Genomic DNA, 25,454 nt, shown 5'->3' with positions numbered 1-25,454 from the left:
CGCGCTCGATCGGGGTCATGAAGCTGTCCACCAGCGCCTGGCTGATCTTGTCCGACGCGGCGCGTTCGCGCAGGCGGGCCAGCTTGAAGGCGTCCAGCGCGGGCTGGCGGTCGGCCGCGCGCAGCATCGCGTGCAGCGCCTTGGCGCTGTCCTGGGCGGCCTGCGCAGCCTCGTCCAGCAGGGTGTAGAACTGTTTGCCGGAGCCGAAAATGGTCTGCAGAGAGAACATTGAGAAACCTATTCGCCGTCGAGGAAGGACGGCACCGGGCGGAATTATGACGGTTTGATGTCCATTGCGGGTACTCCCCCCCGATCTTCACGCCAGGGTGGCCCCGCCTGAACGACTCTGTTTGCGTCACTGCCCCGGCCTTTTGTTAAGATGCACGGGCACCTTCGGGTGCACTCTATGGACGACGACCCTTACCCCCCTCCGCACCGCCGCGCCTTCCCGCGCCCCGGTAGCCGACATCGCTTGAACACGCCCTCCCTGCCACCAACCGGGGACGACGCCCGTGTTTGAACTGATTATTGTCCTGGCCCTGATCCTGCTCAACGGCTTCTTCGCCATGTCCGAAATGTCGGTCATGACCTCGCGCAAGAGCCGGCTCAAGCAGATGGCCGCCAGCAGCAAGCGCGCCGCACGGGCGCTGGAGCTGTCTGAAAAGCCCGAGAGCTTCCTGTCCACGGTCCAGATCGGCATCACGCTGATCGGCATCCTGACCGGTGTCTTCGGTGGCGAGGCGATCGGCCTGGCCATCGCCCAATGGCTGCACGGCCTGTTCCCGGGGTTTGTCTATGCCAGCGAAGTGGGCAAGGCGCTGGCAGTGGCCCTGATCACCTTCCTGACGCTCATCTTCGGTGAACTGGTGCCCAAGCGGCTCGCGATCACCCGCTCGGAAGATATCGCCGGCCTGGTCGCCTGGCCGATGGGCTGGCTGTCGCGCATCGCCTTCCCGGCGGTGTGGCTGCTCTCGCACAGCACCCGGCTGGTGCTGCGGGTGCTTGGTCTGGGCAAAGACGAAGCGGCCTCCGTGACCGAAGAAGAAATCCGCATGCTGGTGGCCGAGAGCCACGAGGCCGGCGTGATCGATGCGCACGAGCGCGACATGATGAACCGGGTGATGCGCCTGGGCGACCGCACGGCCGACAGCCTGATGACGCCGCGCAACCGGATCGCCTGGCTGGACACCGTGGCGGCCCCGGAGAAGAACATTGCGACCATGCGCGAGAACGAGTTCTCGCGTTACCCGGTGTACCGCGACAACGACCAGGACATTGTCGGCGTGCTCGAGGTGAAAAGCCTGGTGACGCGCCTGGTGCGCGACGACCACTCGCTGTTCCAGCACCTTCGCGAGCCGCTGTACGTTTCCGAATCCACCCACGCGATGAAGCTGCTGGAGATCTTCCGCGAGGAACAGCAGTCGATGGCGCTGGTGGTGGACGAGTACGGCGAGATCCAGGGCCTGGTGACCATCAGCGACCTGATGGGTGCGGTGGTCGGCCGGCTGCAGTCGGTGGAGAACGTGGACGAAGACGCCCTGGTGGTGACCCGCGAGGACGGCTCGTACCTGGTGGACGGGTCGCTGTCGATCGAGGACCTGCGCGAACTGATGGGCAATGCCGAACTGCCCGATGCCGAAGACGGCGATTACTACACGCTGGCCGGCATGTGCATCCATTTCTTCGGGCGCATCCCGCACGCGGGCGAGTATTTCGACTGGGCCGGCTGGCGCATCGAGATCGTCGACCTCGATGGCGCACGCGTGGACAAACTGCTGCTGCGCACGCTGTCCGAAGAAGAGACCGATGAACTCACCGGCTGATCCCACTCCGCCGGACCAGGACCGGCCCGACTATCGCAACGAGGGCATCCGCACCCTGCTGGCGATGTTCGACCACGGCGACCCGGAAGAGCGCCTGCGGCTGGGCCAGATCCTGCAGAACCTGCAGCAGAGCGCGTTCGGCGTGTTCCTGTTCGTGGCGATCCTGCCGGCCTTCATCCCGATCCCGGGCATTGGCGGGGCGGTCAGCGGCCCGCTGATCCTGCTGATCGGGGTCCAGATGCTGTGTGGGCTGCGGCGGCCCTGGCTGCCGGGCTTCATCGCCAACCGCGGCCCCAAGCGCGGCACCATGCACCGCTTCCTGGCCCGCATCGACGGCGCGCTGCGCCGCCTGGACCGGCTGCTCAAACCGCGCCTGCCGGGCCTGCTGTCGCCGCTGCCGGCCCATGCCTTCACCGGCCTGCTGCTGATCCTGGTGGGGGTGATGCTGTCGCTGCCGATCCCCTTCACCAACTACCTGTTCGGCTTCCAGCTGCTGCTGTTCGCCCTGGCCCTGCTCGAGCGCGACGGCGCGCTGATGCTGGCCAACTGGATCGGCGCGGTGGCCGCTGTGCTGTTCTTTGGCTTCAGCTCGGGGCACCTGGTGAGCTACACGGTGGAGCTGTTCAACAAGTGGTTCTGAGGTGTCCCGACCCGCGGTCGGGACCCACCTCGTCAGCCCTGGCTCAGCGCAGATCGACCACGCCGTTGTCGGCCAACGCGCCCGGCTCGTCGTTCATCGCCGACAACACGAAACTCAGGGCGCTGCCCAGCAGGCCGCCCGGGCCATCCCAGTACTCGGCCGATTCGGCGCTGACGTGGATCAGGCGCAGGTTCGGGTCGTCCGGACCGCCGGGGAAGAACAGCTTCATCGCCGGCGACCACAGTTCCTCGGCCTTGGCGCGGTCATCGATCACCCGCGCGGTGCCGGCCACCGACACATAGGTGTTGCCCGAGGTGGAGGCATAGGCCACGTTGACCCGCGGATTCAGTGCGATCTCGGCCACCTTCGGGCTGTCGGCCGCGGTCGCGAACCACAGGTCGCCATCGAACTCGACCTCCTGGGTACCCAGCGGACGGCTGTACAGGCGGCCGTCGACACCGACGGTGGTGAACATCGCGATGTCGATGCCGCGGATCATCTCGGCCAGTTGCCGGATGTGCTGTTGGCGGTCGTGTTCTGGCATGGGAGGACTCCTGCAAAAAGGAGCTCCATCACACCGGATTGCCGGCTACGACGGCGTGAACCGGCTGGTCACGCCGCCTTCGCGGGGGCACGCCCTACGGCGTGGCACTCCCGTCGCGGTGCGCCTGCATCGCCAACCCGAACGAACGCCTGCGCGCGGCATGGTCGTAGATGTTGGCGGTGAGCAGCAGTTCGTCCGGCCTGTGCCGCGCGACGAAGGCCGCCATGCCCTCGCGCACCTGGTCCAGGTCGCCCACCACCGCGCAGGCCAGCGCGTTCTCCACGCCGAGCTTTTCGTGCGGCTGCCAGAAGTCCTCGATGTCGTCGATCGGCGGCGGGATCAGGCCCGGCCTGCCGCGACGCAGGTTGACGAAGCTCTGCTGCTGGGTGGTGAACAGACGCTTCGCTTCGGCCTCCGAATCGGCAGCCACCACGTTCAGGCCCAGCACGGCGTAAGGGGCATCGAGGTGCTCGGAACGGCGGAATTCGCGGCGGTAGACCGCCAGTGCCTCATCCATCGCATCCGGCGCGAAATGCGAGGCGAACGCAAACGGCAGCCCCATCGCCGCCGCCAGGCGCGCACTGAACAGGCTGGACCCGAGCAGCCAGACCGGCACCGGGATGCCTGCGCCGGGAACCGCGCGCACGGCCTGGCCGGGCTGGGCCGGCTGGAAGTAATGGAGCAGCTCGCGTACGTCCTGCGGGAACTGGTCGGCGCTGTCGAAGTAGCGGCGCAGTGCGCGGGCGGTCGGCTGGTCGGTCCCCGGGGCGCGGCCCAGGCCGAGATCGATGCGGTCCGGATACAGCGAGGCCAGCGTGCCGAACTGCTCGGCCACCTGCAGGGGCGAATGGTTGGGCAGCATGATGCCGCCGGCTCCCACGCGGATGCGCCGGGTACCGCCGGCGACATGGCCGATCAGCACAGCCGTGGCGGCGCTGGCGATGCCGGGCATGTTGTGGTGCTCGGCCAGCCAGTAGCGGTGGTAGCCCCAGCCCTCGGCGTGCTGGGCCAGGTCCAGCATGTTGGCGAAGGCCTGCGTGGTATCGCTGCCTTCGCAGACCGGGGCCAGATCAAGTATCGACAGGTGCATGGACGCGTTCCATCAAAGGGTATGCCCCTGAGATGGGGCCGATTCCCCCCGTCGCCATGCCCGGCAGCGGGACGCTGATTTTCGCGTTCAGCCGTCAACCGGCAGGCGCGTCCACCAGCGGCTTCAGGTCCGCATCCAGCGCCACCCGCTCATCGAACACGAAACAGCGGCCGTCGTAGCCCTCCCCGCCCACGGCCTCGAAGTACCCGAGAATGCCGCCGTCGAGCTGCAGCACGTTGTCCATGCCGTCGTTGCGCATCCACAGGGCCGCCTTCTCGCAGCGGATGCCGCCGGTGCAGAAGCTCACCACAGTGCTGTCACGCAGCGCCTCACGGTGCGGCGCCAACGCCTCCGGCAGATCGGTGAACTTGGTGATCGGCAGCACCAGCGCATCCTGGAAGGTGCCGTACGCGATCTCCTGGGTGTTGCGGGTGTCCAGCATCACCACGGGTTTGCCGGCGTCGTCGTGGCCCTGGCGCAGCCAGCGCTGCACCGTGGCCGGGTCCACCGACGGCGCCCGCGGATAGGCCAGCGGCTGGCCGTCGTCGATGCGGAAACTGATGATCTCCGGCTTGACCTTGGCCTTGAGCCGGGCGAACGGCTGCATCCGGCTGTAGCTGGTCTTCACGCGTAGATCGGCGAAACGCGGGTCCTCGCGCAGCGCGGCGTAGAAGGCGTCGATGCCGGCTTCCGGGCCCGCCAGGAACAGGTTGATGCCCTCGCCCGCCACCAGCACGGTGCCGCGCAGGTCGGCGGTGGTGGCACGCGCCAGCAGGGTCGCACACAGCGCGTCCGGGTCGGCAATGGAAGTGAAGTGGTAGGCGGCGGTATTGGCGATCATGCCGCCATTTTACCGCCCCCTCCGCCCCTGTGGCGCCGCGCCGTGTTCAGCCGCGCAGCAGCATGAACGGCAGCAGCACCAGGGCCGCCGCCGCCACCATGCCCAGCAGCACCGCCACCACGAACAGCGGCCGACGACGGGCCAGCGTCGCGAAGGTCTCCGCGCTGCCGTCGCGCAGCGCCGCCTGGCGTTCGGCACGCACCCGCTCGCCGCGCGCCTGCTGGTACCCGGCCATCAGGGCCTTGGCACGCGGATGGTCCTCGTTGTCGCGGATCCAGATGCCGCCCCATGAGATTCCCCACGGGCTGGGCTCGGTGCGGTAATGGGCGATGCCCGCCTGGTCCAGCAGGGCGGTCACGTCCTGGATTTCATCGTCCGCGACATGGCGCAGGTTGAGCAGCAGTTTCGACATGCCCCCATGATACCGCCCGGCGATGCGCTACCCTTGCGTCCCGTTTTCCTGACCTGGAGCTGCCATGCGCCGCCTGCTCATTCCATTGATGTTGTCGCTGCTGGCCGGCTGCACCCCGCCCGGCCCGCCGCCCGGTGGCAGCATCGCGCAGTTCCAGAAGATCGATACCCAGCCCGGGACCGGTGCCGAGGCCACCCCCGGCAGCCGCATCAGCGTGCACTACACCGGCTGGATCTACGACGAACGCACCGCCGACAAGCACGGCGAGAAGTTCGACAGCTCGGTCGATCGCGGCGAGCCCTTCAGCTTCACGCTCGGCAAGGGCGAGGTCATCAAGGGCTGGGACGAGGGCTTTGCCGGCATGAAGGTGGGCGGCAAGCGGACGCTGATGATTCCGGCCGAGTACGGCTACGGCGCCCGTCGCGCCGGGCCGATTGCCCCGGGCTCCTCGCTGGTGTTCGATGTCGAACTGCTCGACGTCACTCCGCGCTGACCGTTGCGCATGAGCATTGAACGCAGTGCCCCGCGACGGGTAGCCATCATCGGCGGCGGGCCGGCAGGCCTGATGGCCGCTGAAACCGTGCGCGCCGCGGGGCATCAGGTGGACGTGTACGAAGCCAAGGGCTCGCCGGGACGCAAGTTCCTGATCGCCGGCAAGGGCGGCTTGAACCTGACCCACTCCGATCCGCACGACCTGTTCGTATCACGCTACCGCGAGCGCGCGGCCGAAGTCGGCGACTGGCTCGCCGACTTCGATGCCGATGCGCTGCGCGCCTGGGCGCTGGGCTTCGGCGTGGAAACCTACGTGGGCAGCTCGGGCCGGGTCTTCCCGGTGGATCGCAAAGCCGCGCCGCTGCTGCGGGGTTGGGTGCGACGGCTCAAGGAACAGGGCGTGCGTCTGCATGTGCAGCACCGCTGGACCGGCTGGGATGCCAACGGTGACCTGTGTTTCGATACGGCGGACGGCACGCACACCGTGACGACGGACGCCGTGGTGCTGGCGATGGGGGGCGGGAGCTGGCCCCAACTGGGTTCCGACGGCGCCTGGACGGCGCCGATGGCCGCGCGCGGCATCGACATCGTCCCCCTGAAACCGGCCAACTGCGGGTTCGACCTGGACTGGACCGCGTACTTCAGCGAACGCCAGGCCGGTGCCCCGTTGAAGCCGGTGGTGGCGCACTGGATTGACCTCCACGGTCAGCCGCGCTCCCTGCAGGGCGAGTGCGTGATCACCGCCAACGGCATCGAAGGCAGCCTGATCTATGCGCTGGCCGCCGACCTGCGCGATGCGCTGGCCCGCGATGGGAAGGTGCAGCTGCACCTGGACCTGCTGCCCGGGCAGACCGAGGCGCAGGTGCTGGAGAAGCTGCTGCGCCCACGCCAGGGCCGCAGCTTCGGCGAGTATCTGCGCCGCCAGCTGGGTCTTGGCGGGGTCAAATCGGCGCTGCTGTTCGAGGTGCTGGGCAAGGAGGCGGGACAGTTGCCGCCGGAGCGTATCGCGGCGGCGCTCAAGCGGCTGCCGTTGTCGCCCCTTCGCCCGCGCCCGCTTGCCGAGGTGATCAGCACCGCCGGTGGCGTCCGCCTGGAGGCGCTGGACGCGCAGTTGATGCTGCGCGATCTGCCCGGCACCTTCTGCGCCGGCGAAATGCTGGACTGGGAAGCCCCCACCGGCGGCTACCTGCTGACCGCCTGCTACGCCAGCGGGCTGCGCGCCGGCCGCGGCGTGATCGACTACCTGGGATAGCGCCGGCCGGCCCTACCCGCGCTGCATGCGCACCGAGGCGAGCGACACTCCGCTGGGGTGCGCGTAAGCCTCTTCGCGCAGCGGCTGGAAGCCCGCGCGCCGGTAGAACGGCACAGCGTTGAGCGAGGCTGACAACACCAGCGGGCGCGACGGATCGCCCAGCGCCACCATCGCGTCCATCAGTGCCCGGCCGATGCCGCGCCCACCCTGGTCGGGATCGACGAACAACGCATCGATCTCATTGCTGGCCTGGTCGATCACCCCGTAGCCGAGCAGGTGGCCCTCCGCGTCCTCGGCGACGATGCAGCCGCCCTGCCCGATCAGTGCGCGGTAGTGCGCCGGCGGAGGCGAGGCCGCCCACGGCGCGATCACCTCGGGTGGATAGGCCGCACTGCAGATTTCGCGCACGCACCGCGTGCGCAGTGCCCACAGAATATCGGCTTCGTCCGCACGACCGCTGCGCAGTTGCATGGTCATCCCTCAGCGCGACTTGCTGGACCGCAGCGCCTGGATGCGCGCCGGCGGCTGGAAGGAATCGCTGCGTGCATCGGCCCAGTAGTCGTGGAAGACCGCGTGGTCCGGCACCCGGCGCAGCAGCTCGCCGGGCGACAGATAGCGATACAACGAGGCCAGCGAGCGGATCTCGACCGGCGATACCCGGCGCAGGATGTGTTCCGGCCCCAGCTCGGACGGATCGTTCAGGCCTGCCGCACACAACAGGTCGCGCAGCGCGCGCAGGGTGTTCTCGTGGTAGTTGTGCACCCGCGACGCCTTGTCGGCCGCGTCCAGGTGACGCCAGCGGTGCGGATTCTGCGTGGCGATCCCGGTGGGGCATTTGTCGCTGTGGCAGCTCAGCGACTGGATGCACCCCAGCGCGAACATGAAGCCGCGCCCGGCATTGCACCAGTCCGCGCCCAGCGCGATGGTGCGCGCGATCTCGAAGGCGCTGGTGACCTTGCCCGCCGCACCGATCCGGATGCGATCGCGCAGGTCCAGGCCGACCAGGGTGTTGTGCACGAGCAGCAGCGCTTCGTGCATCGGCACTCCGACATGGTCGATGAACTCGGCCGGCGCCGCGCCGGTGCCACCCTCGGCACCATCGACGACGATGAAGTCCGGCAGCAGGCCGGTCTCCTGCATGGCCTTGGCGATGCCGAACCATTCCCACGGATGGCCGATGGCCAGCTTGAACCCCACCGGCTTGCCGCCGGACAGCTCGCGCAGCCGTGCCACGAACTGCAGCAGCTCCACCGGCGTGTTGAAGGCCGAATGCCGGGACGGCGACACGCAGTCCACCCCCATCGGCACGCCACGGGTGATGGAGATCTCCTCGCTGACCTTCGCCGCCGGCAGCACGCCGCCGTGGCCGGGCTTGGCGCCCTGCGAGAGCTTGATCTCGATCATCCTGACCTGGTCGTGGTTGGCGTTGGCCACGAACTTCTCTTCGCTGAATCCACCAGCATCGTCGCGGCAACCGAAGTAGCCCGAGCCGATCTCCCAGACCAGATCGCCGCCCATTTCCCGGTGGTACGGCGAGATCGAGCCTTCGCCGGTGTCATGGTAGAAACTGCCGCGACGCGCACCTTCGTTGAGCGCGCGGATCGCATTGGCCGACAGCGAGCCGAAGCTCATCGCCGAGATGTTGAACACACTGGCCGAGTACGGCTTGGCACAGTTGGGCCCGATCAGGATGCGGAAGTCGTGGCGGCCGATGTCGGTGGGCGCGAGCGAATGGTTGATCCACTCGTAATCCACCGCATAGGTGCTGCGCAGCGTCCCGAAGGGCACCACGTCCATATCATTCTTGGACCGCTGGTAGATCAGCGCCCGCTGCTGCCGCGAGAACGGCACGTCCTCCAGGTCGCTCTGCACGAAGTACTGGCGGATCTCCGGGCCGATCGATTCCAGCCCATAGCGGAAGTGCGCCATCACCGGGTAGTTGCGTCGCAGCGTGCTGCGTTTCTGCAGGAGATCCCAGGTCCCCAGCCCCACCACGACGGCGCTGATGCCAACGCCCCAGTACCAGGCGGGCCAGATACCGGCCAGCCACAGGCAGACCGGGAACAGCAGGATGGCGAGCAGGTAGACAAGGTACCGATGCATGGCATTCCTCGAATCAAAGACGTCTTCGAGTCTACAGCCGGTCGTCCACCACGTCGCGCGGCCACACCGACTTCACGTCGTACACCACACCGCCGGGCGCCAGCAGCGCACGCACGTCCTCGGCGCTGAAGGCGCGGAAGCGCGCGTGCGCCACCGCCAGCACTACCGCGTCGTAGGCGTGCGGGGCCGGGGCATCGATCCAGTCGACACCGGCATCAGCCAACACGGCCGGACCCACCCACGGATCGTGCACCTCCACCCGCGCACCGCTGGCCTGCAGCGTCTGCGCCAGCTCCAGCGCACGGCTGTTGCGCAGGTCCGGGCAGTTTTCCTTGAACGTCACCCCCAGCACCAGCACGCGCGACCGGGCCGGGGCCCGGCCCCGCCCCGCCAGCAAGGCCAGCACCCGCTGCGCAACGTGTGCGCCGACGCGGTTGTTGACCTGGCGGGCGGTATGGATGAGATCGGGGTGGTAGCCCACGCTTTCGGACTTGTGCAGCAGGTAGTACGGGTCCACGCCGATGCAGTGGCCGCCGACCAGCCCGGGGCGGAACGGCAGGAAGTTCCATTTGCTGCCGGCCGCATCCAGCACGTCCTGCGTGTCGATATCGAGCCGGTCGAAGATCAGCGCCAGTTCGTTGACCAGCGCGATGTTGACGTCGCGCTGGATGTTCTCGATCACCTTGGCGGCTTCGGCCACGCGGATGGACGGCGCCGGCCAGGTGCCGGCGCGGATGATGCGCGCATACAGCGCGTCGACCACGGCCGCCACCGCGGGCGTCGACCCGGACGTGATCTTGCGGATGTCGGCCAGGCGCCGCTCGCGGTCGCCAGGATTGATCCGTTCGGGGCTGTACCCGCAGTGGAAGTCCTGGTTGAACACCAGCCCGGAGCCGGCCTCCAGCAGCGGGACGCAGACCTCCTCGGTCGTACCGGGGTAGACGGTGGATTCGTAGATGACCAGATCGCCACGCTTGAGCATGCCGGCAATCAGCATGCTGGCGCTGCGCAACGGCTCCAGATCCGGTTGTTCCATCGCATCGATGGGGGTCGGCACGGTGACGATGTACACGTTGCAGGCGGCCAGCGCGTCGGGGCGGTCGGTGTAGCGTGCGTGGACCGCCGAGGCCAGCTCGGCAGCCTCCATCTCCAGGGTGTGATCGTGTCCGCGTTGCAGCTCGGCCACCCGCACCGGGTCGATGTCGTATCCCAGGGTCGGCAGTTCGCGCCCGAAGGCCACCGTCAGCGGCAGCCCGACATATCCCAGGCCGATGATCGCAATATCGGGGCGCGTAGCGGCCGTGACCACCGCGCTCACGCCTTCCCTCCGGACGGGTGGAGGGCGGCAATGGGCTGGAACAGGGGAGAATCGACGAACTTCATGGGGTACGGCGCCCGGGGCTTTGCAATGCCGGCAAGACTAGCGCGTGCACCGGCCCGCCACAAAGATTCCCTCCCGCCCCAAAAACAATGGCCGCCGCCCGTGGAGAGTACGGACGACGGCCTGCAAAGTGGTCCAGCTGCGGTTACTACCCTTTCAGACAGCCCCAGGGTGGTACCCCGCATGACTGATCACAGCTGGTAGGCACAGCTTAGACGGGCAACCGTGATCATTGTGTTACGACCCCAACGTGAGCGCCGCAGGTTCCAGTTCGCCATGCACGCCTGTCCACAGTTCCAGCAGGCGGGTGAATCCGACAGTGCGGCCATCCGCTGCCGGCGGCTCGACCGCGAACCCGGCCCAGGCACCATCGGCGATGCTGGCCAGCACCTCGGGCTCGATCGCCGCCGACGCCATCGTCCAGCGCGGAAAGTTGCGGGCCGGAATCCGGGCGTGCAGCAGTTGTCGCAGATTGCGGTGGACGCGCGAATTGAGCACCCGGTGGTAAACCGAATTGACGCCGTCGTCCGGGCCTTCGAAATACTGGAGAAAATGGTGGCCGTCGAACATGAGCACGCCCGTCACCCCGGCAACCTTGTTGAAGCTGCCAGCCGCCGCCAGTATCTGATCTATATCGGAAGCTTGAATCCCATCGACAGCGTCACTTACGTACGCAATCGCACACAGCGGCATGAAAGAGTATCCAGAGGAGTTTTACTGACTATGCCATGAACGTTTATGCGTTGATAGATGACCGGCGCGACACTCCCGACCGGTCCGCGCGTCAGAAAACCGTCGCATCCGCTCAGGGATTTTCCACTTCGTACCCCGACCGGCGCAGCTCGTCCAGGTAGCCACCGGGGGCAAGCAGGGAAAACACCGGCACCACCGCGAACGTCACGGTATTGCGCTTCAGGGCATCGCGCGCATGGCCCAGCCATTTCTCCTGCGCACGCCGGTCCAGGTCGGTCAGGCCGCGGCGGCGGCCAAACTCGCTGCGCTCCACCGCGTCCACGCAGGCACCGTACTGGCTCTGCACGGCCATCCGCTGCAGGGCATCGATGTCACCCACCGACCAGGCATTCGCGCGCTCGACCAGGATCGGCAACTTGCTCTCCACCACGTCCAGGGTGCGTTCGAAGCACGCCACGTCGTCCAGGCTGCTGGCGCGCACGTCCTTGAGTGCCTGGCGCGGGTCGTCGATGCGGATCACCAGCCGCGTCGAGACCGGCGTGTGACCGTGCGCTTTGGCTGCCTTGTCCAGCACCTCCGAGACGGCGGAGCGCTGCTTGAGACCGACCTTCTTCAGCGCCGCGCCATACAGCTCCGTTGCCGCCACCAGAGGCCGGTCCTTCTCAATACCGCCATCGCGGCCGATGTACCGCTTCTTCTGGACTTCCCAGCGCGCGTACAGCGCGGGCGGCAACACCTCCTGCAGGCGACGCCCATCCGGGCTGCGCGCGGCCTTCATCGCCGACGGCAACAGGGTCAACCCCTTGAAGAAACCAATGTCGGCGTCCAGCGTCCAGCCCGGTGCGGCCAACATCTGCTGCGCCTCGGCGACGACGGCATCGACCTCGTCCGACCGCCACTCAAGCGTGGCCGGCAACGGGCTGACCGTGCCCAGGATCCACAGCGTGTGTCCGTCGCTGGACGAGACTCTCCACAGCCCGGGACCGGGCTGCGCGCCGGAGACCACCACCGGCGCCATGTCCACCACCGGCGGCTGAGGCGATTGCGCATGCACCGCCGCCGTCCAGGCCAGCAGCGCCCCCATCAGTGCCATCCCTGCACGCGTCGCCTTTGCCATGTTTCCCTGTCCATGATGGTGTGTGTCGCGCAGCGTAATGCGGCCCTTGAGGCGCTGCGTAAAGTTTGCGTTCTGCCGCGCGGTGTCGTTCTCCGCGCATAATGCGGTTCCGGTCAACAGGGAGAAGGCGTCATCGATATCGCGCTTCGTGCCGCCGCGCTTGCCCGCCGTGCGCATGCCGACCAGGTCGATAAAGCCGGGCATCCCTATATTGGCCATGTTGCCCGGGTCGCCGCCCGGGTGCACGGCGACCCGGAGGCCGAAGCCGTGGCGTGGCTGCACGACGTGGTGGAGGATTGCCCGGACTTCGCCGACGAGGTGGACGCCTTTCCGGCGCCGATCGTGGCCGCGGTCCAGTGCCTGACCCGCCGCGACGGCATCACGGCCGAGGCCTACTACGCGGCCATCCGCGCCAATCCACTGGCATTGAAGGTCAAGCTGGCCGACATCGCCGACAACCGCGACCCGGCACGCCTGGCGTACCTGCCCGACGCGATGGCGCAGCGCCTGACAGAAAAATATGCGCACGCACTGCACGCGCTGGGCGCGGCGCCGACGTAAGAACGCAGATGCGGGCGCATTGATGCGCCGCACGCGCCGCACGGCCCGCCTACCGCCAGATTGCCATTGTCCTTCCCATCCCCCCGATGCAGATCGGGTTGCCCGTGCAGGGCGTCGGTGGGTCCGCGCCCTTGCGGCACCGCGCCGGGGACGGGACAGGATAGATGCGTCATGTCCGCCGTACGGGGGACGGAGGGTCGGTGGCTGGTGCCCGGAGCCGGAATCGAACCGGCATGGAGTTGCCCCCGGCGGATTTTAAGTCCGATGCGTCTACCAGTTTCGCCATCCGGGCCGCGGCCATAGGGTGCCTGATCGCGCCCGGATTTGGAATGCGCGCCGTTCAGATCGCCCGCGAGTAGCGCACCGGCTGGTCGGGACGCGCCAGGTAGCGGTCAAAGCACATCGCCAGCAGCCGCAGCAGCGGCCGGCCGCGTTCGGTGGCACGCACGATGCCGGCGTCGTGCTCGGCCAGGCCGTCCTGCTGCAGCGGTGCCAGCGCGGCCAGGCCGTCGGCGAAGTAGCTGTCGAAATCCACGCCGTAGCGCGCTGCCACCGCGCGCCCATCCACCTCGCCCTGGCACATCAGCTGGCCGATCAGTTCGGCGCGCAGTTCATCATCGGCATCCAGCGCCAGGCCACGCCACACCGGTATCCGTCCTGCATCCACGGCCTGCTCCCAGGCGGGCAGCTCGCGCGGGTTCTGGCTGTAGTGCGGGCCGATGTGGCTGATGGCGCTGGCGCCCAGTCCGACCAGGTCGGTATCGGCGTGGGTGGTGTAGCCCATGAAGTTGCGGTGCAGCTGGCCAGCGCGCTGCGCGCGGGAGAGGTCCTCGTCGGGCAGTGCGAAGTGGTCCATGCCGATGTACTGGTAACCGGCATCACCCAGGCGCTGCACCGCCAGGCCGAGCAGCGCCAGCTTCTGCTCCGGCGTCGGCAGATCGCTGTCGGCGATCTGCCGCTGCGCCTTGAACAGGTGCGGCAGATGCGCGTAGCCGTACACCGCCAGACGATCCGGGCGCTCGCGCAGCACGGTCTCCAGCGTCTGCGCGAAGCCCGACAACGTCTGCCGCGGCAACCCGTAGATCAGGTCGACATTGACCGAGCGCAGGCCGTAGGCGCGGCACGCCTGCAGAATAGCCAGTGTCGGCGCCACCCCCTGTTCGCGGTTGATCGCCTGCTGCACCTGCGGGTCGAAGTCCTGGATGCCCAGGCTCGCGCGGTTGAAGCCCAGCTCAGCGAGCACGGCGATGTCCGGAGGCGCGATGAAGCGCGGGTCCAGCTCGATCGAGAAATCGCGAGAGGCCGACGCGCTGAATCGGAAGCGGCTGCGCAGGCCGTCGATCAGCGCGCGCAGTTGGACCGCATCGAGAAAGTTGGGCGTGCCGCCGCCCAGATGCAGCTGGATCACCTCGCGCGCGGGATCGAACAGCGGCGCAATGCGGTCGGCCTCGCGCAGCACGCGGGCGACGTAGGCCTCGCCCCTGCTGCGGTCGCGGGTGATCACCCGGTTGCAGCCGCAGTAGAAGCACGGGCTGGTGCAGTACGGCACATGCACATACAGCGACAGCGCGCGCGCCGTGACGTTGCTGGCGGTGATGGCCCCTTCCAGCGCGGCGGCGTCGAAGCCGTCGTGGAAGTGCGGCGCAGCCGGATACGAGGTGTAGCGCGGTCCGGGCCGATCGTGACGGCGCAGCAGCTCGGGGTCGAAGTGCCAGGCGAGGCCGGCAGCGGCGGGCGTGATCATATCCATGCCACCAGCGTGCCAAGACCGGAACCGGCGCGCATTGCGCCAGATCAATCCAGGCGTGGCTGCCCCAGCATCGGCAGGCTCGGCCAATGCAGCATCTGGAAGCGTCGCCAGAACGTGTCCGCAATGCGCGCGGCCACGTCATCGGCCAGGCGTTGCATGGGCGGATTGCCGCACTCGGCCGTGGTGATCCGGAACAGGCACAGCCAGCGGTCGAACAGATCGCGGTCCAGCTCCTTCATGGCCATGTGCTTGGGCATCGGCGCCCCTTTGAACCGCCGCGTGCCGCGCAGCATCGCCGACCAGAAATCCACCAGTTGGGCCAGGTGCGCGTCCCAGTCGTCCACGCGTGCGGCAAACACGGGCGCCAGCCGCGGTTCCGCGCGCACCCGGGCATAGAAGTCATGCACCAGGCGGGTGACCTCCGCTTCGCTGCACAGGGCGGGCGCAGCAACGGGCAACGGGTTTTGGGGTAGTTCCGGCATGGGGCCAACTGGTTGGAACGGGGAGCAGGTTCCGGGTCGGGGGAGGTGTACGCCTTGATCAGGATCAATGTCGCCGGCCTCCACCGCGCCTAGGCTGGACGCACCTGCAGGATGCGCGCAGCGGCGTCCCCGGCCTCCGGTGGCGCGAAGTATAGACGCGCCCTGCCCCTCTCTCCTGACCGGGGCTGCAATGTACGATCCGCACGACTCGCCCGACCCCGCCCGCCGGCAACGGCTGATCCAGTACTGGGGCGCCGTGCTGTGGCCCAGCTTCATCGCCGCCGGTCTGGCCAGCCTGGTGTTCTTCGCCTTCGTGGACCCGCTGCAGCTGCACCAGATCAGTTTTCCGCAGCATGCGATCAGCCGCGAACTGGGTTACACGGTCGGCTTCTTCATGTTCTGGGTCGTCACCGCCGCCGCCAGCACGCTGACCGGATTTCTGCTGCGGCCACCGCAGCGGGACGACGACGACCTGCCACTGGGATGAACATGCCGCGACGGGTTCCCCTGCACCTGGTGGACACAGCACCGCCGCTCCCCCCCGTGGGCCGCCGGCGCGCGCGCCCCCGCTGGCGTCCGCTGTTGTCGCTGGGGCTGCTGGCTGTCTTCTACGCCCTGCCCTGGCTGCGCTGGAACGGCAGCCAGGCGCTGCTGCTTGACCTCCCCGCACGGCGCTTCGATCTGTTCGGCCTGACCCTGTGGCCGCAGGATGCGTGGGTGGTCCTGGGCGCGCTGGCGGTGCTTGCGACCGGCCTGGTGCTGCTGACCAACCTCGGCGGCCGGCTGTGGTGTGGGTACGGATGCCCACAGACGCTCTGGAGCCGTCTGTTCGGCTGGATCGACCGCGCCACCGCGCGTGTGGTGCGCCGGCCGGCCGCTGCGTGGGCCGTCAGGCATCTGCTGTGGGTGATGGTCGCGCTATGGACCGGAATCACCTTCGTGGGGTTCTTTACGCCCATCGATACCCTGGTCGCCACCCTCTGGCAGCCCGCATGGCGCGGCTGGGAACGCTTCTGGGTGCTGTTCTATGCGCTCGCCACCTGGGGCAATGCCGGCTTTCTGCGCGAGCAGGTGTGTCGCCACCTCTGCCCTTATGCGCGGGTGCAGGCAGCATTCTGCGACACCGATACCCCACGCATGGGGTACGACGCGCGCCGCGGCGAACCGCGCGGCCCCCGTCCGGCCGGCCAGGGCGGCGTGATCGAACGTGGCCGGGGCCTGCTCGATCCAGTCAGCGCCAGCGACTATGCCTTCCGCGCCGCGCATGCCGACATCGCCGGTCCCATGCCCCACTTCAGCGCGGACCGGCTCGGCGACTGCGTGGACTGCGCCGCATGCGTGCGCGCCTGTCCGATGGGTCTGGACATCCGAACCGGTCCGCAGGCCGACTGCATCGCCTGCGGCGCCTGCGTGGACGCCTGCAACGAGCAGATGCGGGCATGGCGGTTCCCGCTGGGACTGATCCGTTACGAAAGTCCGCGCCGTGCCCAACAGCAACGGCGCCGCTGGTGGCGTCCGCGCACACTGGCCGCCGGCACCTGCCTGCTGGCGCTGCTGTGCATCGGTTGGCACTGGTGGTGAGCTCCCCCGTGCCCCGGACTCCCCGGCCGGTGGTCAACGTGCGCGCGGACGCCCCGGGCTGCGCGGCGGCACCATCTGCGCGCGACGCACGATGCCCAGCTGTTCGATGATCAGGGCCAGTTCGTTGGTCACCCGCGTGCGCGAGGTACCTTGTGGTACCAGGCGGTCGAGCACCCGCTGGTATGTTGTCCAGAATTCCGGGCCACAGCCATGTTTGACATAGCTGGCTTCCAGCTCGGTCCGCACTCCCTCAGCCAAGCCATGTGCGCCGTATTGCATACGACCTCCGGTGGACTTGCCCTGCGTGGTGTCGATAAACCGCGTGATTGCGACGTAGACGTACGTTCACCCCTGGTTCACTCCAACCTTGCACGTTCTCCACGCCAAGTCAATGGCCGCGACAAGGTACGCATCAAGGCACCTGAATCATTCAGAGTTGCACGTCAGCCTCGCACCATGATGTGCCCGGGTTGTTGACAGGGTCATGTCAGTGCCGCGGCGCGGCGGGGCGAGGTGAAAGGTCCGGTCACGACGATGCCCGGCGGGGCGTCACGCGCAGAGGGGAAACGACCAGGGAGAGTCGACTGCGCGCCGGAGGCCGGCGCATGGGATGGTGCGCCGACCGGGATACGCTAATGAACGGACGGCGCGCCCGCCATCGGAGCAGGACGAAAACTGCCGTGTGCCAGCTGCCGACTATCGTGCGTGCTGATCCAGCAGTGCCTCCGGGACGTGCGGCGCCACCGTCTGCACCAGCAACCCCATGCCGGCCGTGACCGCTGGCCCGTGCTCCAGGTGATGGGCGAAGCCGAGCCAGTCACCAGCACTCAACTGCCGGATCAGAGCGGGTTCGACGCCAAGCCAGCGCATGCCCCAGTAGGGGAACGCACGGCTGGAAACACGCCCGCGCGCCAGTTCGACCAGGTGCTCATGGCTGCGCGCCTGCAGGACGCGTTCGTACACCGCCGACACCCCATCATCGGGTCCTTCGAAGTACTGAAGAAAGCGCCCGCCGTCGTAGAGCAGCACCCCGGTGACGCCAGCCACGCCATTGAAGCGGGCCGCATCCTCGACAAGCGCTTCCAGGGCGGTAGTGGAGAGGCTGGGACGCGCCTCACTGACGTAAGCAATCGCACGCAGGGGCATGGGTGATATCCAGGTTCAAGCAGGCCATCATGCTTGCACGATTCCCTCCTCGGGAAGTGGGCGCTGCCTGAAGCATTCATACCGACAGGATCGGCAAAGCGCCGCGCACACGGTCCCGGGAAGAAACGCGCGGGCTACTGCGCGCCAGGGGTGATGCGCGCGCCGCTGGCGGTACGTGCGGTGTCCTCAAGCGCGTCAGCGGTGGTTCTGCGAACCGGCAGGCGAAAGTCGAGCGAACTGTGGTCCTCCAGAATCAGGCGCACGGTCAGCACGGCGTGCTCGTCACAGTCTGGCGCGCAGGTAGGGACATGGCTCGCCCCCACCATCTCGGCCAGTGCCGCGTCGCCGACAATCGCGCGCACCACGTCGGTGTCGCCAAGCCGTGATTCGAGCTGCGCCTTGAGGTTGTTGTCGGACAGCACATCGCCTGCGGATTTCCCCGCAGCCGCGGCGACGTTCAGGCGCTCGACGGAAATCTCGTAGCGCGGCGTGGGCCGCTCACCGCCCGACGCGCCGGCTGGCATCGACAGGCCGGCAACAGCCAGAGCAACCATCATGTCCAGCACACCCATGCAGTACTCCTGTTCAACGCGTTGTGCCCCTCAGCGTACAACCAGCACCCTGCGCGCAGACAACAAAAAGCCCGCTGTTGGCGGGCTGATCGTTTGAATCAAGATGGAGGCCTGGGTCGGAATTGAACCGGCGTACGCGGATTTGCAGTCCTGACCAGAAGGTTGATGCGTCAAGGGCTTTGAGGGCAATTCCGTTCCGCAAACGCCTCCGAATCAACCCATTCAGGCCTTAGTGCCGCAAGGGGGTGTCGCCGATTGCGGAACGCTCAGAGGACAACCGACAGACATGCGCAGGCACTACAGAGGCTTGATCGGGAACTTGTGTCTGGCATACTTGGCGAGCACTTCGGCCCGTAACCGCTCCTGGTGCCGCTCGACCCAAAGCTCCACACCCATTATTCCGGTGTCGTAGCTCTGGCAAGGCCTCTTATTCCGGCGCTCCCGCTGCACGTCCAGCTCGGCGAACCACGCCCCGGTGTCCACCCGCTGGTGAAGTCTGACCACCCACTGCCCCCTGTGCCGGATCACGTCCGGGCGGAAGTCAGGGCTCGGGAGGGACATCGCCCATTCGAAGTCGTGAGGAAGCATAGGAGCAGGATACGGATGACCGTCTCAGGCCCTGCGATCCGGCAGCGACGAACCAGGCTTGGATTACGCCCTATGCATCAGGAACTCATCGCGTACCCGCTCGTTGTGGCTACGCCGCGAACACCTGCCAGGAAGAGCCCACAGTCCCTGCTCGTTCACGTCGGCATCCCAGTCCGCGCCGGCGAGGGTCTCGTCAAGCTGGTGGGGACGGCGCGACGCGCGATAAATCGCATCCGCTACCGCTTCCATCTCATGGACGAACCAGCGGTAGCCATTGACGCAGATCGCCACCGGCTGGTCGTTCGGACCTGGATATTGGGGCAGCAGCTCTTGAAGACCGGCGGCAGCCTCAGCGACCGTCAGAGTCCGGAAGTTGGGTGTGGCCGCCCAATGGTCGAGGATGCGCACGGCACCGGGAGTCATGGCGTTCTCCTTCACTAGCCGGGCACTCGATACTCACGCCCGGCGGGTAAAAGTGGCGCGAATGCCCCCTCACTAAACGGGGAACGGGATCACAATTATGTGCGGCCGATTCGTCCAGACCCCCATTCGCGACGCTGACGCGAGGCTGTTCCCCCAGCTCGTGGGCGACCTGCTGTCGATGCCAGCCAGTTACAACCTGGCCCCGACCCAGCGCGCGTCGGTGATCCTGGACCGCGGCACTGGCCTCCAGCTCACCCGGCTGTCGTGGGGCCTCCTGCCCTTCTGGGCCAAGGCCAAGAAGCTCCAGGGCTCCACCATCAATGCCCGGATCGAGACGGTTGCGGACAAGCCGGCATTCCGCGCGGCGTTCAAAAAGCGCCGCTGCTTGATACCGATGGCCGGCTACTACGAGTGGTCGGTCAACGAAGAGGACGGGAAGAAGGACCCGTGGTTCATCCACGCGGCTACCCCGCTCTGGGCCGCCGGCATCTGGGAAGGCGCCAGCCCCCTGCTGGACCCCGACAACCTCGGCACCTTCACCGTGATCACCGGCGACAGCAGCGGCGTGTCAGCGGACATCCACGACCGCATGCCGGTGTGGCTGGAGCCGGCCCAGGCCGAAGAATGGTTCACGGCCGACGCCGAAGCGGCGATGGCCATGCTTCTGGCCAGCCAGCCGCCGGCAATGGAGGCCTATCGTGTCAGCCGTGCGGTGAACACCGCCAGCAACAACCGCGAGGATCTGCTCGCTGCCGTGGCCTAATCGGCCAAACGAACGGTGAACGCGCCGGCGTCGCGTTGGCGTTAAGCGCGCCGCCCGTCGCCGTCCTGATCATGACAAGCGCCCAAGCAGAGCGCGTCATCCTCACGCCCGCAGCGATACGGTTGTGCGGGGCCTTAACGGAGCAAAGACCATGAGCAAGCTTCCTCTCAACCCGACCGCCGATGTTGACGACCAAGACAAGGCACACACGCCCGACAAGCTTCGCAACGATGACGCAAAGTGGAAGGACAAAGATATGCCGGAGCAAGACGAAACAGCCCGGCCTGACGATTATGAACAACCGCCAAAACCTTGAGCGCGGGAATGGGAGGCGCGGGTCTGGTCGAGAGTGTCCATGCCGCTTTCACACGAATGGGCGCCACTCCTAACGATTGCCGGGATATGTTGAAACTCCGCAACTCGACAGGAGCTTTCTGAAATGGCGATCAAAACAGCAGAAGACCTTTTCATCCACGAGCTTTCGGACATCTACAGCGCCGAAAAGCAACTCACTAAGGCGCTCCCGCGCTTGGCCCGCGCAGCATCCGACCCTGAGCTCTCTGCCGCGTTCGAGACACACCTTGAGGAGACCCAAGCTCAAGTTGAGCGGATCGATCAAGTTGTGGAGCTGCTCGGCATCCGTCTGAAGCGTATTAAATGCGCCGCTATGGAAGGCTTGATCGAGGAAGGCAAGGAAGCGATCGATAGTATCGAGGAGGGCCCCGTGCGCGATGCGGCTCTCATCGGCGGTGCACAGAAGGTAGAGCATTACGAGATTGCTTCCTATGGCACCATTGCCGCGCTCGCCAAGCAGCTGGGCTACAAAGCGGCTCTTCCGCTGCTTATCGAGACGCTGGATGAGGAAAAGGCTACGGACGAGAAGCTGACAATGTTGGCCAAGGGAGGCGGCAATGCAAAAGCCGCACCGGCCGCGTAGAAGGTGATGCGCTGACATGGATTGTTTCAACCCCTCGCACTTGGAGCGGCATTCCGTGCCGCTCCTTTTCCCACTACCGAGCGCACGGTCGCTTACTGAGTCGCTGCGCAAACCGAGGCCCGACTGGTATGTGGCAGAGAAACGGTCTATCAATCGTGCTTTTCTTGCTACTCGCATGCTTTCTGATTGGCCAGATCTGGACGGGACTGCTCACGCATAACCAAGAGCTGGCAAAAGCAGGCAGGGGCACGGTGGATCTCTGGGCTTACCTGCACAGCGGCCATTTCGTCAGCGCTACGTTCGAGAACTGGGAGAGCGAGTTCCTTCAAATGGGCATGTATGTGCTGCTTACGGTCAGCTTGAGGCAGAAGGGTTCGGCAGAATCCAGGCCGATGAATCCTGCAGATGAACAGGAACGTATTGAGCCTGGCCCTGAGCCCTGGGCGGTTCGCAAAGGCGGGCTCTGGAAGCTTCTTTACGGCCACTCCTTGGCGATCACCTTCGCAGGCCTCTTTATCATTTCCTTCTGCCTGCACCTGGCAGGCAGTTGGCGGGCGGAGGTAGACGAGCAGCTGGCGCATGGCGTCGCGCCACCCACGTGGTGGGACCACCTGTGCTCCAGCAGCTTCTGGTTCGAGTCCTTCCAAAACTGGCAGAGCGAGTTCCTAGCCGTTCTGGCGTTGGTGGTTCTGACCATCTTCCTCCGCCAGAAAGATTCGCCCCAATCCAAGCCTCTTGCCGCACCCCACAGTCAGACCGGCGATTAAATTCCTGCCAACACATGAAGAAGAAAACACCGGCACTGCTCATCGTGGATATGTTCACCCGGTTCGACTTCCCGAATGCAAAGGGTCTCGAACCGGCCGCCGTACGGGCAGCAAGCCAGATCGCACGTCTCAGCCAGAATTTTCGTGCACGAAGTCTTCCCGTCATCTATGCCAATGACAACTTTGCTAACTGGCAAATGGACTTCAGAGACCTGGTGCGCGTGTGCCTGGCAACAGAGGGCGCTTCCTCAGTGATCGCAGAAAAACTGCAGCCCCAGACCGGTGACTACTTCATTCTCAAACCGAAGCACTCTGCTTTCTTGGCAACCCCGCTTGCAATTCTATTAGCCAAATTGGGCACGAACGAGCTCGTGGTTTGCGGAATGACCACCGAGTCATGCATAGCTGCCACATGTTTTGACAGCAATGCTCGCGAATATGACACCGTGGTTATCCGGGAGACGGTTGCGTCGAGGGGTTCGCGAAAGGAGACTGCGCTCCATCTATTACAGGATTCCAACGCAGCGCGGGTACTCACGCTCAGGAGCTATCTATCGCGTTGAGGGAGGATGCACAATGACGAGAACGCGCCCGCACGTGCCCGGTGCCAACCATTTCCAAGCCTGCTTTCACAAGTACTGTGAATATCACGAGTCCTTTGCTTACCTCACGTTATCGCAACACCGGTGGGCGCAAGTTGAGCCTACGCCGAGCCTATGCGGATACGGCAACAGCGCAGGGGACCCGAATTTGGCCATGTTGAGCCAAATGCACAGGAGGCTCGAATGCCAAACACTGGCTTGTTCTATCTTCTGGAAGTCAATTTCGCACCCTGTAGCCGAGAGACCGAGGTTTCGTTGGTGCGTGCGGACTGCAACAGCTGTCACCACATGTTCACTGGAAGGGAGGAACCGGAACTACACCCGATTGGGGCCAGTGGCGCCGTTCTCACTTGCCCTCGGTGCGGAAGTAGGCAAGCGATTTCTGGCGCTCGCTTCTTGGAGTTCCTAGTGCGCTTTCCCTGCGGATATCGGAACAGGTCAACGGACGCATCGCTTCGAGACCTGGAAGACTGATATGCAACGAGTCAGCTTCGGCTCATCGTTTTCCCTGTTCGCTATTCTCCATCCAAGAGCAGCGTCAGCCCCCCGGTAATGTTGTTGGCGTAAACGGTGTCTGTCGCCGCTTTGATCATAGCCATCAGCTTCCATCCAGGCTCCACGCTTTCCTCGCCGGTTACCGGGTGCTTCACGGTGTAGTCCCGCGCCAGCAGCTCGCTGATCCTTGCCGGTAGCACCCCGAGAAAGGTCCGCTCCAGGACCGTGCCGTCGGACTGGGTAGTGATCTTCTCGAAGTGGAAGGTCACCGGACCGTCGTTCGTGTACGGACTCCAGTCGATCCCGATGCGAGGCGCGATCGCCTCAACCTTCGTGCCGAACTGTTCGCTCTCGCTGATTACTGCCACGTCAACCCTCCGTACTGATCAAGGACAGCTCCTGGGAGCCGATGTGGAAATTGCTGCCGTTGGCCTCGGCCAGGGTGATCGGCCACAGGCCCGCCGCGCCGCTGAGCAGCACCCGATAGGCGAACGTCCCGACGCCAGGCAGGCCGTCGGTGAACGTGACACTGCCACCGACAGACGCTTCGTAGCTGTAGCGTCCCCACAGGTCGTCGTAATAGACGGCGGTCTGGCCGCCGACCTGCATCGAACTGACCGTCTCCCAGGCACCGCCGTTGTAGCTGCGCTGCAGGGTCATGATCACGCTGTTGGCCACCACACCCGGCGTACCGGAGTCCAGGTAGCCGGAGTTGTAATAGGCCAGGCTGAAGACCACTGTCTTGGGCGCTCCACCGGTGCCAAACGGCGGCGACTCCACCGTCGCGGCCGTAGAGACTGCCGTCGAGCGGTAGGCGTTGCGCCGGATGCCGGCCGAGAGTGAGCCCCCAAAGAAGCCGGCCCCCTTGTTGTCGAACCACAGGAGGCCGTTCGCCTTGCTGCAGGCATTCACGTCTGAGCCGACGCCAATCCAGAACAGCAGATCCCCTGTCGTTCCGAATGGCTTGCCATGCGCCAGCAGAAGACCGCCCGACCGCGTCAGCCAACGGCCACCCTCGAACGTGGTGCTGCCGGTATTGTTCGGGTCTACGATTCCGAAGCGGTCGGCCACGACGTCGATGCGGCCGATGGTGCCGTTGTTCACCGAGGTCATGCCGATGGCGCGGCCGTTGACGTCAAGCGCCCAGGTGTAGGACGCCTGCAGCTGGCTTTGGCCGTTCTCCAGAGTCGTGGCGCGAACCTCCAAGGCCTGCGTGGCCGACGCGGTGCCGCCGATGGTCACCTCGTCGCTCCACACCGTCGGCGCCGCGCCCAGTTCCAGCTTCAGCCGGCGGAACGACGATACGGCGTCGGTGACCTCGCAGATGATGCCAACCAACAAACGAGTGGTGCCGGCGGGAACGTCGATCGTGCAGCTGTACCTGGTCCAGACACCGACCTGGGCCGGGTCCGACAGCGCGGTGACCGACCCGATCAACCCGTCATTGTTGTACGCGCTGATCGCCAAGCGGGCATTGCCTTGCAGCCCGTTTCGGAAGATCTCGCCGGACAACGTGTGCATGCCCGGGGTAATCGGCCCAGGGATGAACTGATAGGAGGTGTCGTTGCTGGCGGTAGCGTGGATCGCCGCGAATGGTCCGTAGCTGGCGTCCGAGTACGCCCCGCCGCTCGCCGGGGTAGTCCAGGATGCGAAGCCGCTGCGCCACGTGGGGTTCGCGATCATGTTGGGATTGGCTACGGTGGAAGCCTTCACCTGTGTGATCGCGGTGCTGTTGGCGCTGACGGCGCCCTCGAGCTGCTGAACCTCACTGCGGAGAACCTGCAGCGCGGATGTCTCCGCCTTGCCCTCCACCGTTGCGTTGACCTGTTCGATGCGCTGCCCAAGCGCGGTGTCACGGCCCACACTGGCCTGCTCGACGGCAGTCACGGACGCTTGGGAAGCGAGACTGCCATCGCCGGCAGGTAGGCGTGCAACGACAGCGTCTGTCCGCTGAGCCTGCGCTGCGTCGCCGGTGGCGCGAGCCTGTGATTCGGCCACGACCGATGCTTCGCTTGCAACCATGCCCGAACCTGCTGGCATGCGCGCCTGCACCGCCTGCAGTTGGCCCGCCTGGGCCTCATCGGCTGACACCCGGGCATTTCGCTCCGCGAAAACACTGGCCTCACTCGCGACCGCGCCAGCCCCGACCGGCATACGCACTTGAATCGCCTGCAGCTGCGCGGCTTGGGCCTCGATCTCGCTCGCGTTGACGGTGGTCATGGACAGCGCACCAGCGACTGCGTCACCCAGCGATGCGTACTCGCCGATCAGCTCCCACACGGCAGGAAACAGATCGGGCTGCTTTCCGCTGGTCTCCACCCGAGCGCGATACAGGCGACCGCCGGCCTGCACCAGATCGCCGACGGGGTACACGCCGTCGAATGACCATTCGTCCGCCT

At 66.2% G+C, this 25,454-nt stretch carries 29 protein-coding genes, 1 tRNA gene and 2 pseudogenes; 12 read left to right on the top strand and 20 right to left on the bottom strand.

The window, feature by feature from the left end:
- Window positions 1-229 (bottom strand): annotated as a pseudogene (locus tag ACPEH1_RS18730) (pit accessory protein); the annotation flags it as partial.
- A 283-nt stretch (window positions 230-512) separates the two neighbouring features.
- On the opposite strand from ACPEH1_RS18730, the gene ACPEH1_RS18725 reads away from it, so the two are divergent.
- On the top strand, window positions 513-1,823 hold the full coding sequence (locus tag ACPEH1_RS18725) for a hemolysin family protein (RefSeq protein ID WP_136006361.1): 1,311 nt from the start codon (window positions 513-515) through the stop codon (window positions 1,821-1,823).
- Window positions 1,807-2,463, top strand: a complete 657-nt coding sequence (locus tag ACPEH1_RS18720) for an exopolysaccharide biosynthesis protein (RefSeq protein ID WP_136006359.1) — start codon at window positions 1,807-1,809, stop codon at window positions 2,461-2,463. The genes ACPEH1_RS18725 and ACPEH1_RS18720 overlap by 17 nt, the downstream gene beginning before the upstream one ends.
- A 43-nt stretch (window positions 2,464-2,506) precedes the next feature.
- Here the strand turns inward: ACPEH1_RS18720 and ACPEH1_RS18715 are convergent, their stop codons facing one another.
- From ACPEH1_RS18715 to ACPEH1_RS18700, 4 genes are all read right to left on the bottom strand, one after another.
- Entirely contained in the window at window positions 2,507-3,007 is a 501-nt protein-coding gene (locus tag ACPEH1_RS18715) for a pyridoxamine 5'-phosphate oxidase family protein (protein WP_423716179.1), read from the bottom strand.
- Between the two features lie 94 nt (window positions 3,008-3,101).
- Window positions 3,102-4,097: an LLM class flavin-dependent oxidoreductase gene (locus ACPEH1_RS18710; protein WP_136006355.1), complete on the bottom strand. Its 996-nt coding sequence runs from the start codon at window positions 4,095-4,097 to the stop codon at window positions 3,102-3,104.
- A gap of 94 nt (window positions 4,098-4,191) precedes the next feature.
- The gene (locus ACPEH1_RS18705; protein ID WP_136006353.1) at window positions 4,192-4,938 is read right to left on the bottom strand and encodes a sulfurtransferase; all 747 of its coding nucleotides are present in this window, start codon (window positions 4,936-4,938) and stop codon (window positions 4,192-4,194) included.
- Window positions 4,939-4,984: 46 nt separating this feature from the next.
- A complete protein-coding gene (locus tag ACPEH1_RS18700; RefSeq protein WP_136006351.1) occupies window positions 4,985-5,350 on the bottom strand; it encodes a DUF6164 family protein in 366 nt (121 codons plus the stop codon).
- A 64-nt stretch (window positions 5,351-5,414) separates the two neighbouring features.
- Between ACPEH1_RS18700 and ACPEH1_RS18695 the strand changes: the two genes are divergently transcribed.
- Together ACPEH1_RS18695 and ACPEH1_RS18690 are read left to right on the top strand one after the other, a co-directional pair.
- Entirely contained in the window at window positions 5,415-5,843 is a 429-nt protein-coding gene (locus ACPEH1_RS18695) for an FKBP-type peptidyl-prolyl cis-trans isomerase (RefSeq protein WP_136006349.1), read from the top strand.
- 9 nt (window positions 5,844-5,852) lie between these two features.
- Window positions 5,853-7,094, top strand: coding sequence for a TIGR03862 family flavoprotein (locus ACPEH1_RS18690; protein ID WP_423716178.1), 1,242 nt, complete (start codon window positions 5,853-5,855; stop codon window positions 7,092-7,094).
- Between the two features lie 12 nt (window positions 7,095-7,106).
- Here ACPEH1_RS18690 and ACPEH1_RS18685 read toward each other — a convergent pair whose 3' ends face one another.
- From ACPEH1_RS18685 to ACPEH1_RS18665, 5 genes are all read right to left on the bottom strand, one after another.
- Window positions 7,107-7,565, bottom strand: a complete 459-nt coding sequence (locus ACPEH1_RS18685; protein WP_423716177.1) for a GNAT family N-acetyltransferase — start codon at window positions 7,563-7,565, stop codon at window positions 7,107-7,109.
- 9 nt (window positions 7,566-7,574) lie between these two features.
- A complete protein-coding gene (locus ACPEH1_RS18680; RefSeq protein ID WP_423716176.1) occupies window positions 7,575-9,197 on the bottom strand; it encodes an FMN-binding glutamate synthase family protein in 1,623 nt (540 codons plus the stop codon).
- Window positions 9,198-9,228: 31 nt separating this feature from the next.
- A complete protein-coding gene (locus ACPEH1_RS18675; RefSeq protein ID WP_136006340.1) occupies window positions 9,229-10,515 on the bottom strand; it encodes a nucleotide sugar dehydrogenase in 1,287 nt (428 codons plus the stop codon).
- A 300-nt stretch (window positions 10,516-10,815) separates the two neighbouring features.
- Window positions 10,816-11,271, bottom strand: coding sequence for a BLUF domain-containing protein (locus ACPEH1_RS18670; RefSeq protein ID WP_166472854.1), 456 nt, complete (start codon window positions 11,269-11,271; stop codon window positions 10,816-10,818).
- A 112-nt stretch (window positions 11,272-11,383) separates the two neighbouring features.
- Window positions 11,384-12,388 carry a TraB/GumN family protein gene (locus ACPEH1_RS18665; RefSeq protein WP_287249813.1) on the bottom strand — a complete coding sequence of 335 codons (1,005 nt, stop codon included), beginning with the start codon at window positions 12,386-12,388 and terminating at the stop codon, window positions 11,384-11,386.
- Between the two features lie 132 nt (window positions 12,389-12,520).
- Here ACPEH1_RS18665 and ACPEH1_RS18660 point away from each other — a divergent pair, with 132 nt between their 5' ends.
- Complete coding sequence (locus ACPEH1_RS18660) at window positions 12,521-12,949, top strand: HD domain-containing protein (protein WP_136006336.1); 429 nt, start codon at window positions 12,521-12,523, stop codon at window positions 12,947-12,949.
- Between the two features lie 205 nt (window positions 12,950-13,154).
- On the opposite strand, the gene ACPEH1_RS18655 is transcribed toward ACPEH1_RS18660, so the two are convergent.
- The 3 genes from ACPEH1_RS18655 to ACPEH1_RS18645 all read right to left on the bottom strand — a co-directional run bounded on the left by ACPEH1_RS18655 (window position 13,155) and on the right by ACPEH1_RS18645 (window position 15,181).
- Window positions 13,155-13,241 (bottom strand) — tRNA-Leu (locus tag ACPEH1_RS18655).
- 48 nt (window positions 13,242-13,289) lie between these two features.
- Entirely contained in the window at window positions 13,290-14,699 is a 1,410-nt protein-coding gene (gene hemN / locus ACPEH1_RS18650; protein WP_136006335.1) for an oxygen-independent coproporphyrinogen III oxidase, read from the bottom strand.
- Between the two features lie 44 nt (window positions 14,700-14,743).
- Window positions 14,744-15,181, bottom strand: coding sequence for a group III truncated hemoglobin (locus tag ACPEH1_RS18645; RefSeq protein ID WP_136006333.1), 438 nt, complete (start codon window positions 15,179-15,181; stop codon window positions 14,744-14,746).
- A 190-nt stretch (window positions 15,182-15,371) separates the two neighbouring features.
- On the opposite strand from ACPEH1_RS18645, the gene ACPEH1_RS18640 reads away from it, so the two are divergent.
- Entirely contained in the window at window positions 15,372-15,668 is a 297-nt protein-coding gene (locus tag ACPEH1_RS18640) for a DUF4118 domain-containing protein (RefSeq protein WP_136006330.1), read from the top strand.
- A 2-nt stretch (window positions 15,669-15,670) separates the two neighbouring features.
- Entirely contained in the window at window positions 15,671-16,762 is a 1,092-nt protein-coding gene (locus ACPEH1_RS18635; RefSeq protein ID WP_166472853.1) for a 4Fe-4S dicluster domain-containing protein, read from the top strand.
- Window positions 16,763-16,795: 33 nt separating this feature from the next.
- Here the strand turns inward: ACPEH1_RS18635 and ACPEH1_RS18630 are convergent, their stop codons facing one another.
- From ACPEH1_RS18630 to ACPEH1_RS18610, 5 genes are all read right to left on the bottom strand, one after another.
- Entirely contained in the window at window positions 16,796-17,041 is a 246-nt protein-coding gene (locus ACPEH1_RS18630) for a hypothetical protein (protein WP_136006325.1), read from the bottom strand.
- Window positions 17,042-17,458: 417 nt separating this feature from the next.
- Window positions 17,459-17,908, bottom strand: a complete 450-nt coding sequence (locus ACPEH1_RS18625) for a BLUF domain-containing protein (RefSeq protein ID WP_136006323.1) — start codon at window positions 17,906-17,908, stop codon at window positions 17,459-17,461.
- A 134-nt stretch (window positions 17,909-18,042) separates the two neighbouring features.
- Window positions 18,043-18,480 carry a hypothetical protein gene (locus ACPEH1_RS18620; protein ID WP_136006319.1) on the bottom strand — a complete coding sequence of 146 codons (438 nt, stop codon included), beginning with the start codon at window positions 18,478-18,480 and terminating at the stop codon, window positions 18,043-18,045.
- Window positions 18,481-18,777: 297 nt separating this feature from the next.
- Window positions 18,778-19,041 (bottom strand): hypothetical protein, encoded by a 264-nt coding sequence (locus tag ACPEH1_RS18615; protein WP_166472852.1) that lies wholly within the window; start codon window positions 19,039-19,041, stop codon window positions 18,778-18,780.
- A gap of 90 nt (window positions 19,042-19,131) precedes the next feature.
- On the bottom strand, window positions 19,132-19,491 hold the full coding sequence (locus ACPEH1_RS18610) for a hypothetical protein (RefSeq protein WP_166472851.1): 360 nt from the start codon (window positions 19,489-19,491) through the stop codon (window positions 19,132-19,134).
- 97 nt (window positions 19,492-19,588) lie between these two features.
- On the opposite strand from ACPEH1_RS18610, the gene ACPEH1_RS18605 reads away from it, so the two are divergent.
- The 5 genes from ACPEH1_RS18605 to ACPEH1_RS18585 all read left to right on the top strand — a co-directional run bounded on the left by ACPEH1_RS18605 (window position 19,589) and on the right by ACPEH1_RS18585 (window position 22,521).
- Entirely contained in the window at window positions 19,589-20,254 is a 666-nt protein-coding gene (locus ACPEH1_RS18605) for an SOS response-associated peptidase (RefSeq protein WP_423716175.1), read from the top strand.
- Between the two features lie 151 nt (window positions 20,255-20,405).
- Entirely contained in the window at window positions 20,406-20,570 is a 165-nt protein-coding gene (locus ACPEH1_RS18600) for a hypothetical protein (RefSeq protein ID WP_168355653.1), read from the top strand.
- A gap of 123 nt (window positions 20,571-20,693) precedes the next feature.
- Window positions 20,694-21,191 carry a ferritin-like domain-containing protein gene (locus tag ACPEH1_RS18595; protein ID WP_423716174.1) on the top strand — a complete coding sequence of 166 codons (498 nt, stop codon included), beginning with the start codon at window positions 20,694-20,696 and terminating at the stop codon, window positions 21,189-21,191.
- Between the two features lie 128 nt (window positions 21,192-21,319).
- Window positions 21,320-21,958 carry a DUF6766 family protein gene (locus ACPEH1_RS18590; RefSeq protein ID WP_423666027.1) on the top strand — a complete coding sequence of 213 codons (639 nt, stop codon included), beginning with the start codon at window positions 21,320-21,322 and terminating at the stop codon, window positions 21,956-21,958.
- 14 nt (window positions 21,959-21,972) lie between these two features.
- Window positions 21,973-22,521: a cysteine hydrolase family protein gene (locus tag ACPEH1_RS18585; protein WP_423716173.1), complete on the top strand. Its 549-nt coding sequence runs from the start codon at window positions 21,973-21,975 to the stop codon at window positions 22,519-22,521.
- Between the two features lie 554 nt (window positions 22,522-23,075).
- Here the strand turns inward: ACPEH1_RS18585 and ACPEH1_RS18580 are convergent.
- Window positions 23,076-23,423, bottom strand: a complete 348-nt coding sequence (locus ACPEH1_RS18580; RefSeq protein WP_136006301.1) for a hypothetical protein — start codon at window positions 23,421-23,423, stop codon at window positions 23,076-23,078.
- A 1-nt stretch (window position 23,424) separates the two neighbouring features.
- Window positions 23,425-25,454: pseudogene (locus tag ACPEH1_RS18575) on the bottom strand (hypothetical protein); the annotation flags it as partial.

It is taken from the genome of Stenotrophomonas sp. NPDC077421 (assembly GCF_049545505.1).
In the GTDB taxonomy this organism is placed as follows: Bacteria; Pseudomonadota; Gammaproteobacteria; order Xanthomonadales; family Xanthomonadaceae; genus Stenotrophomonas; species Stenotrophomonas nematodicola.
Note: the sequence above shows the minus strand (reverse complement) of the source record. Positions and strands in the feature narration are given on the sequence as shown.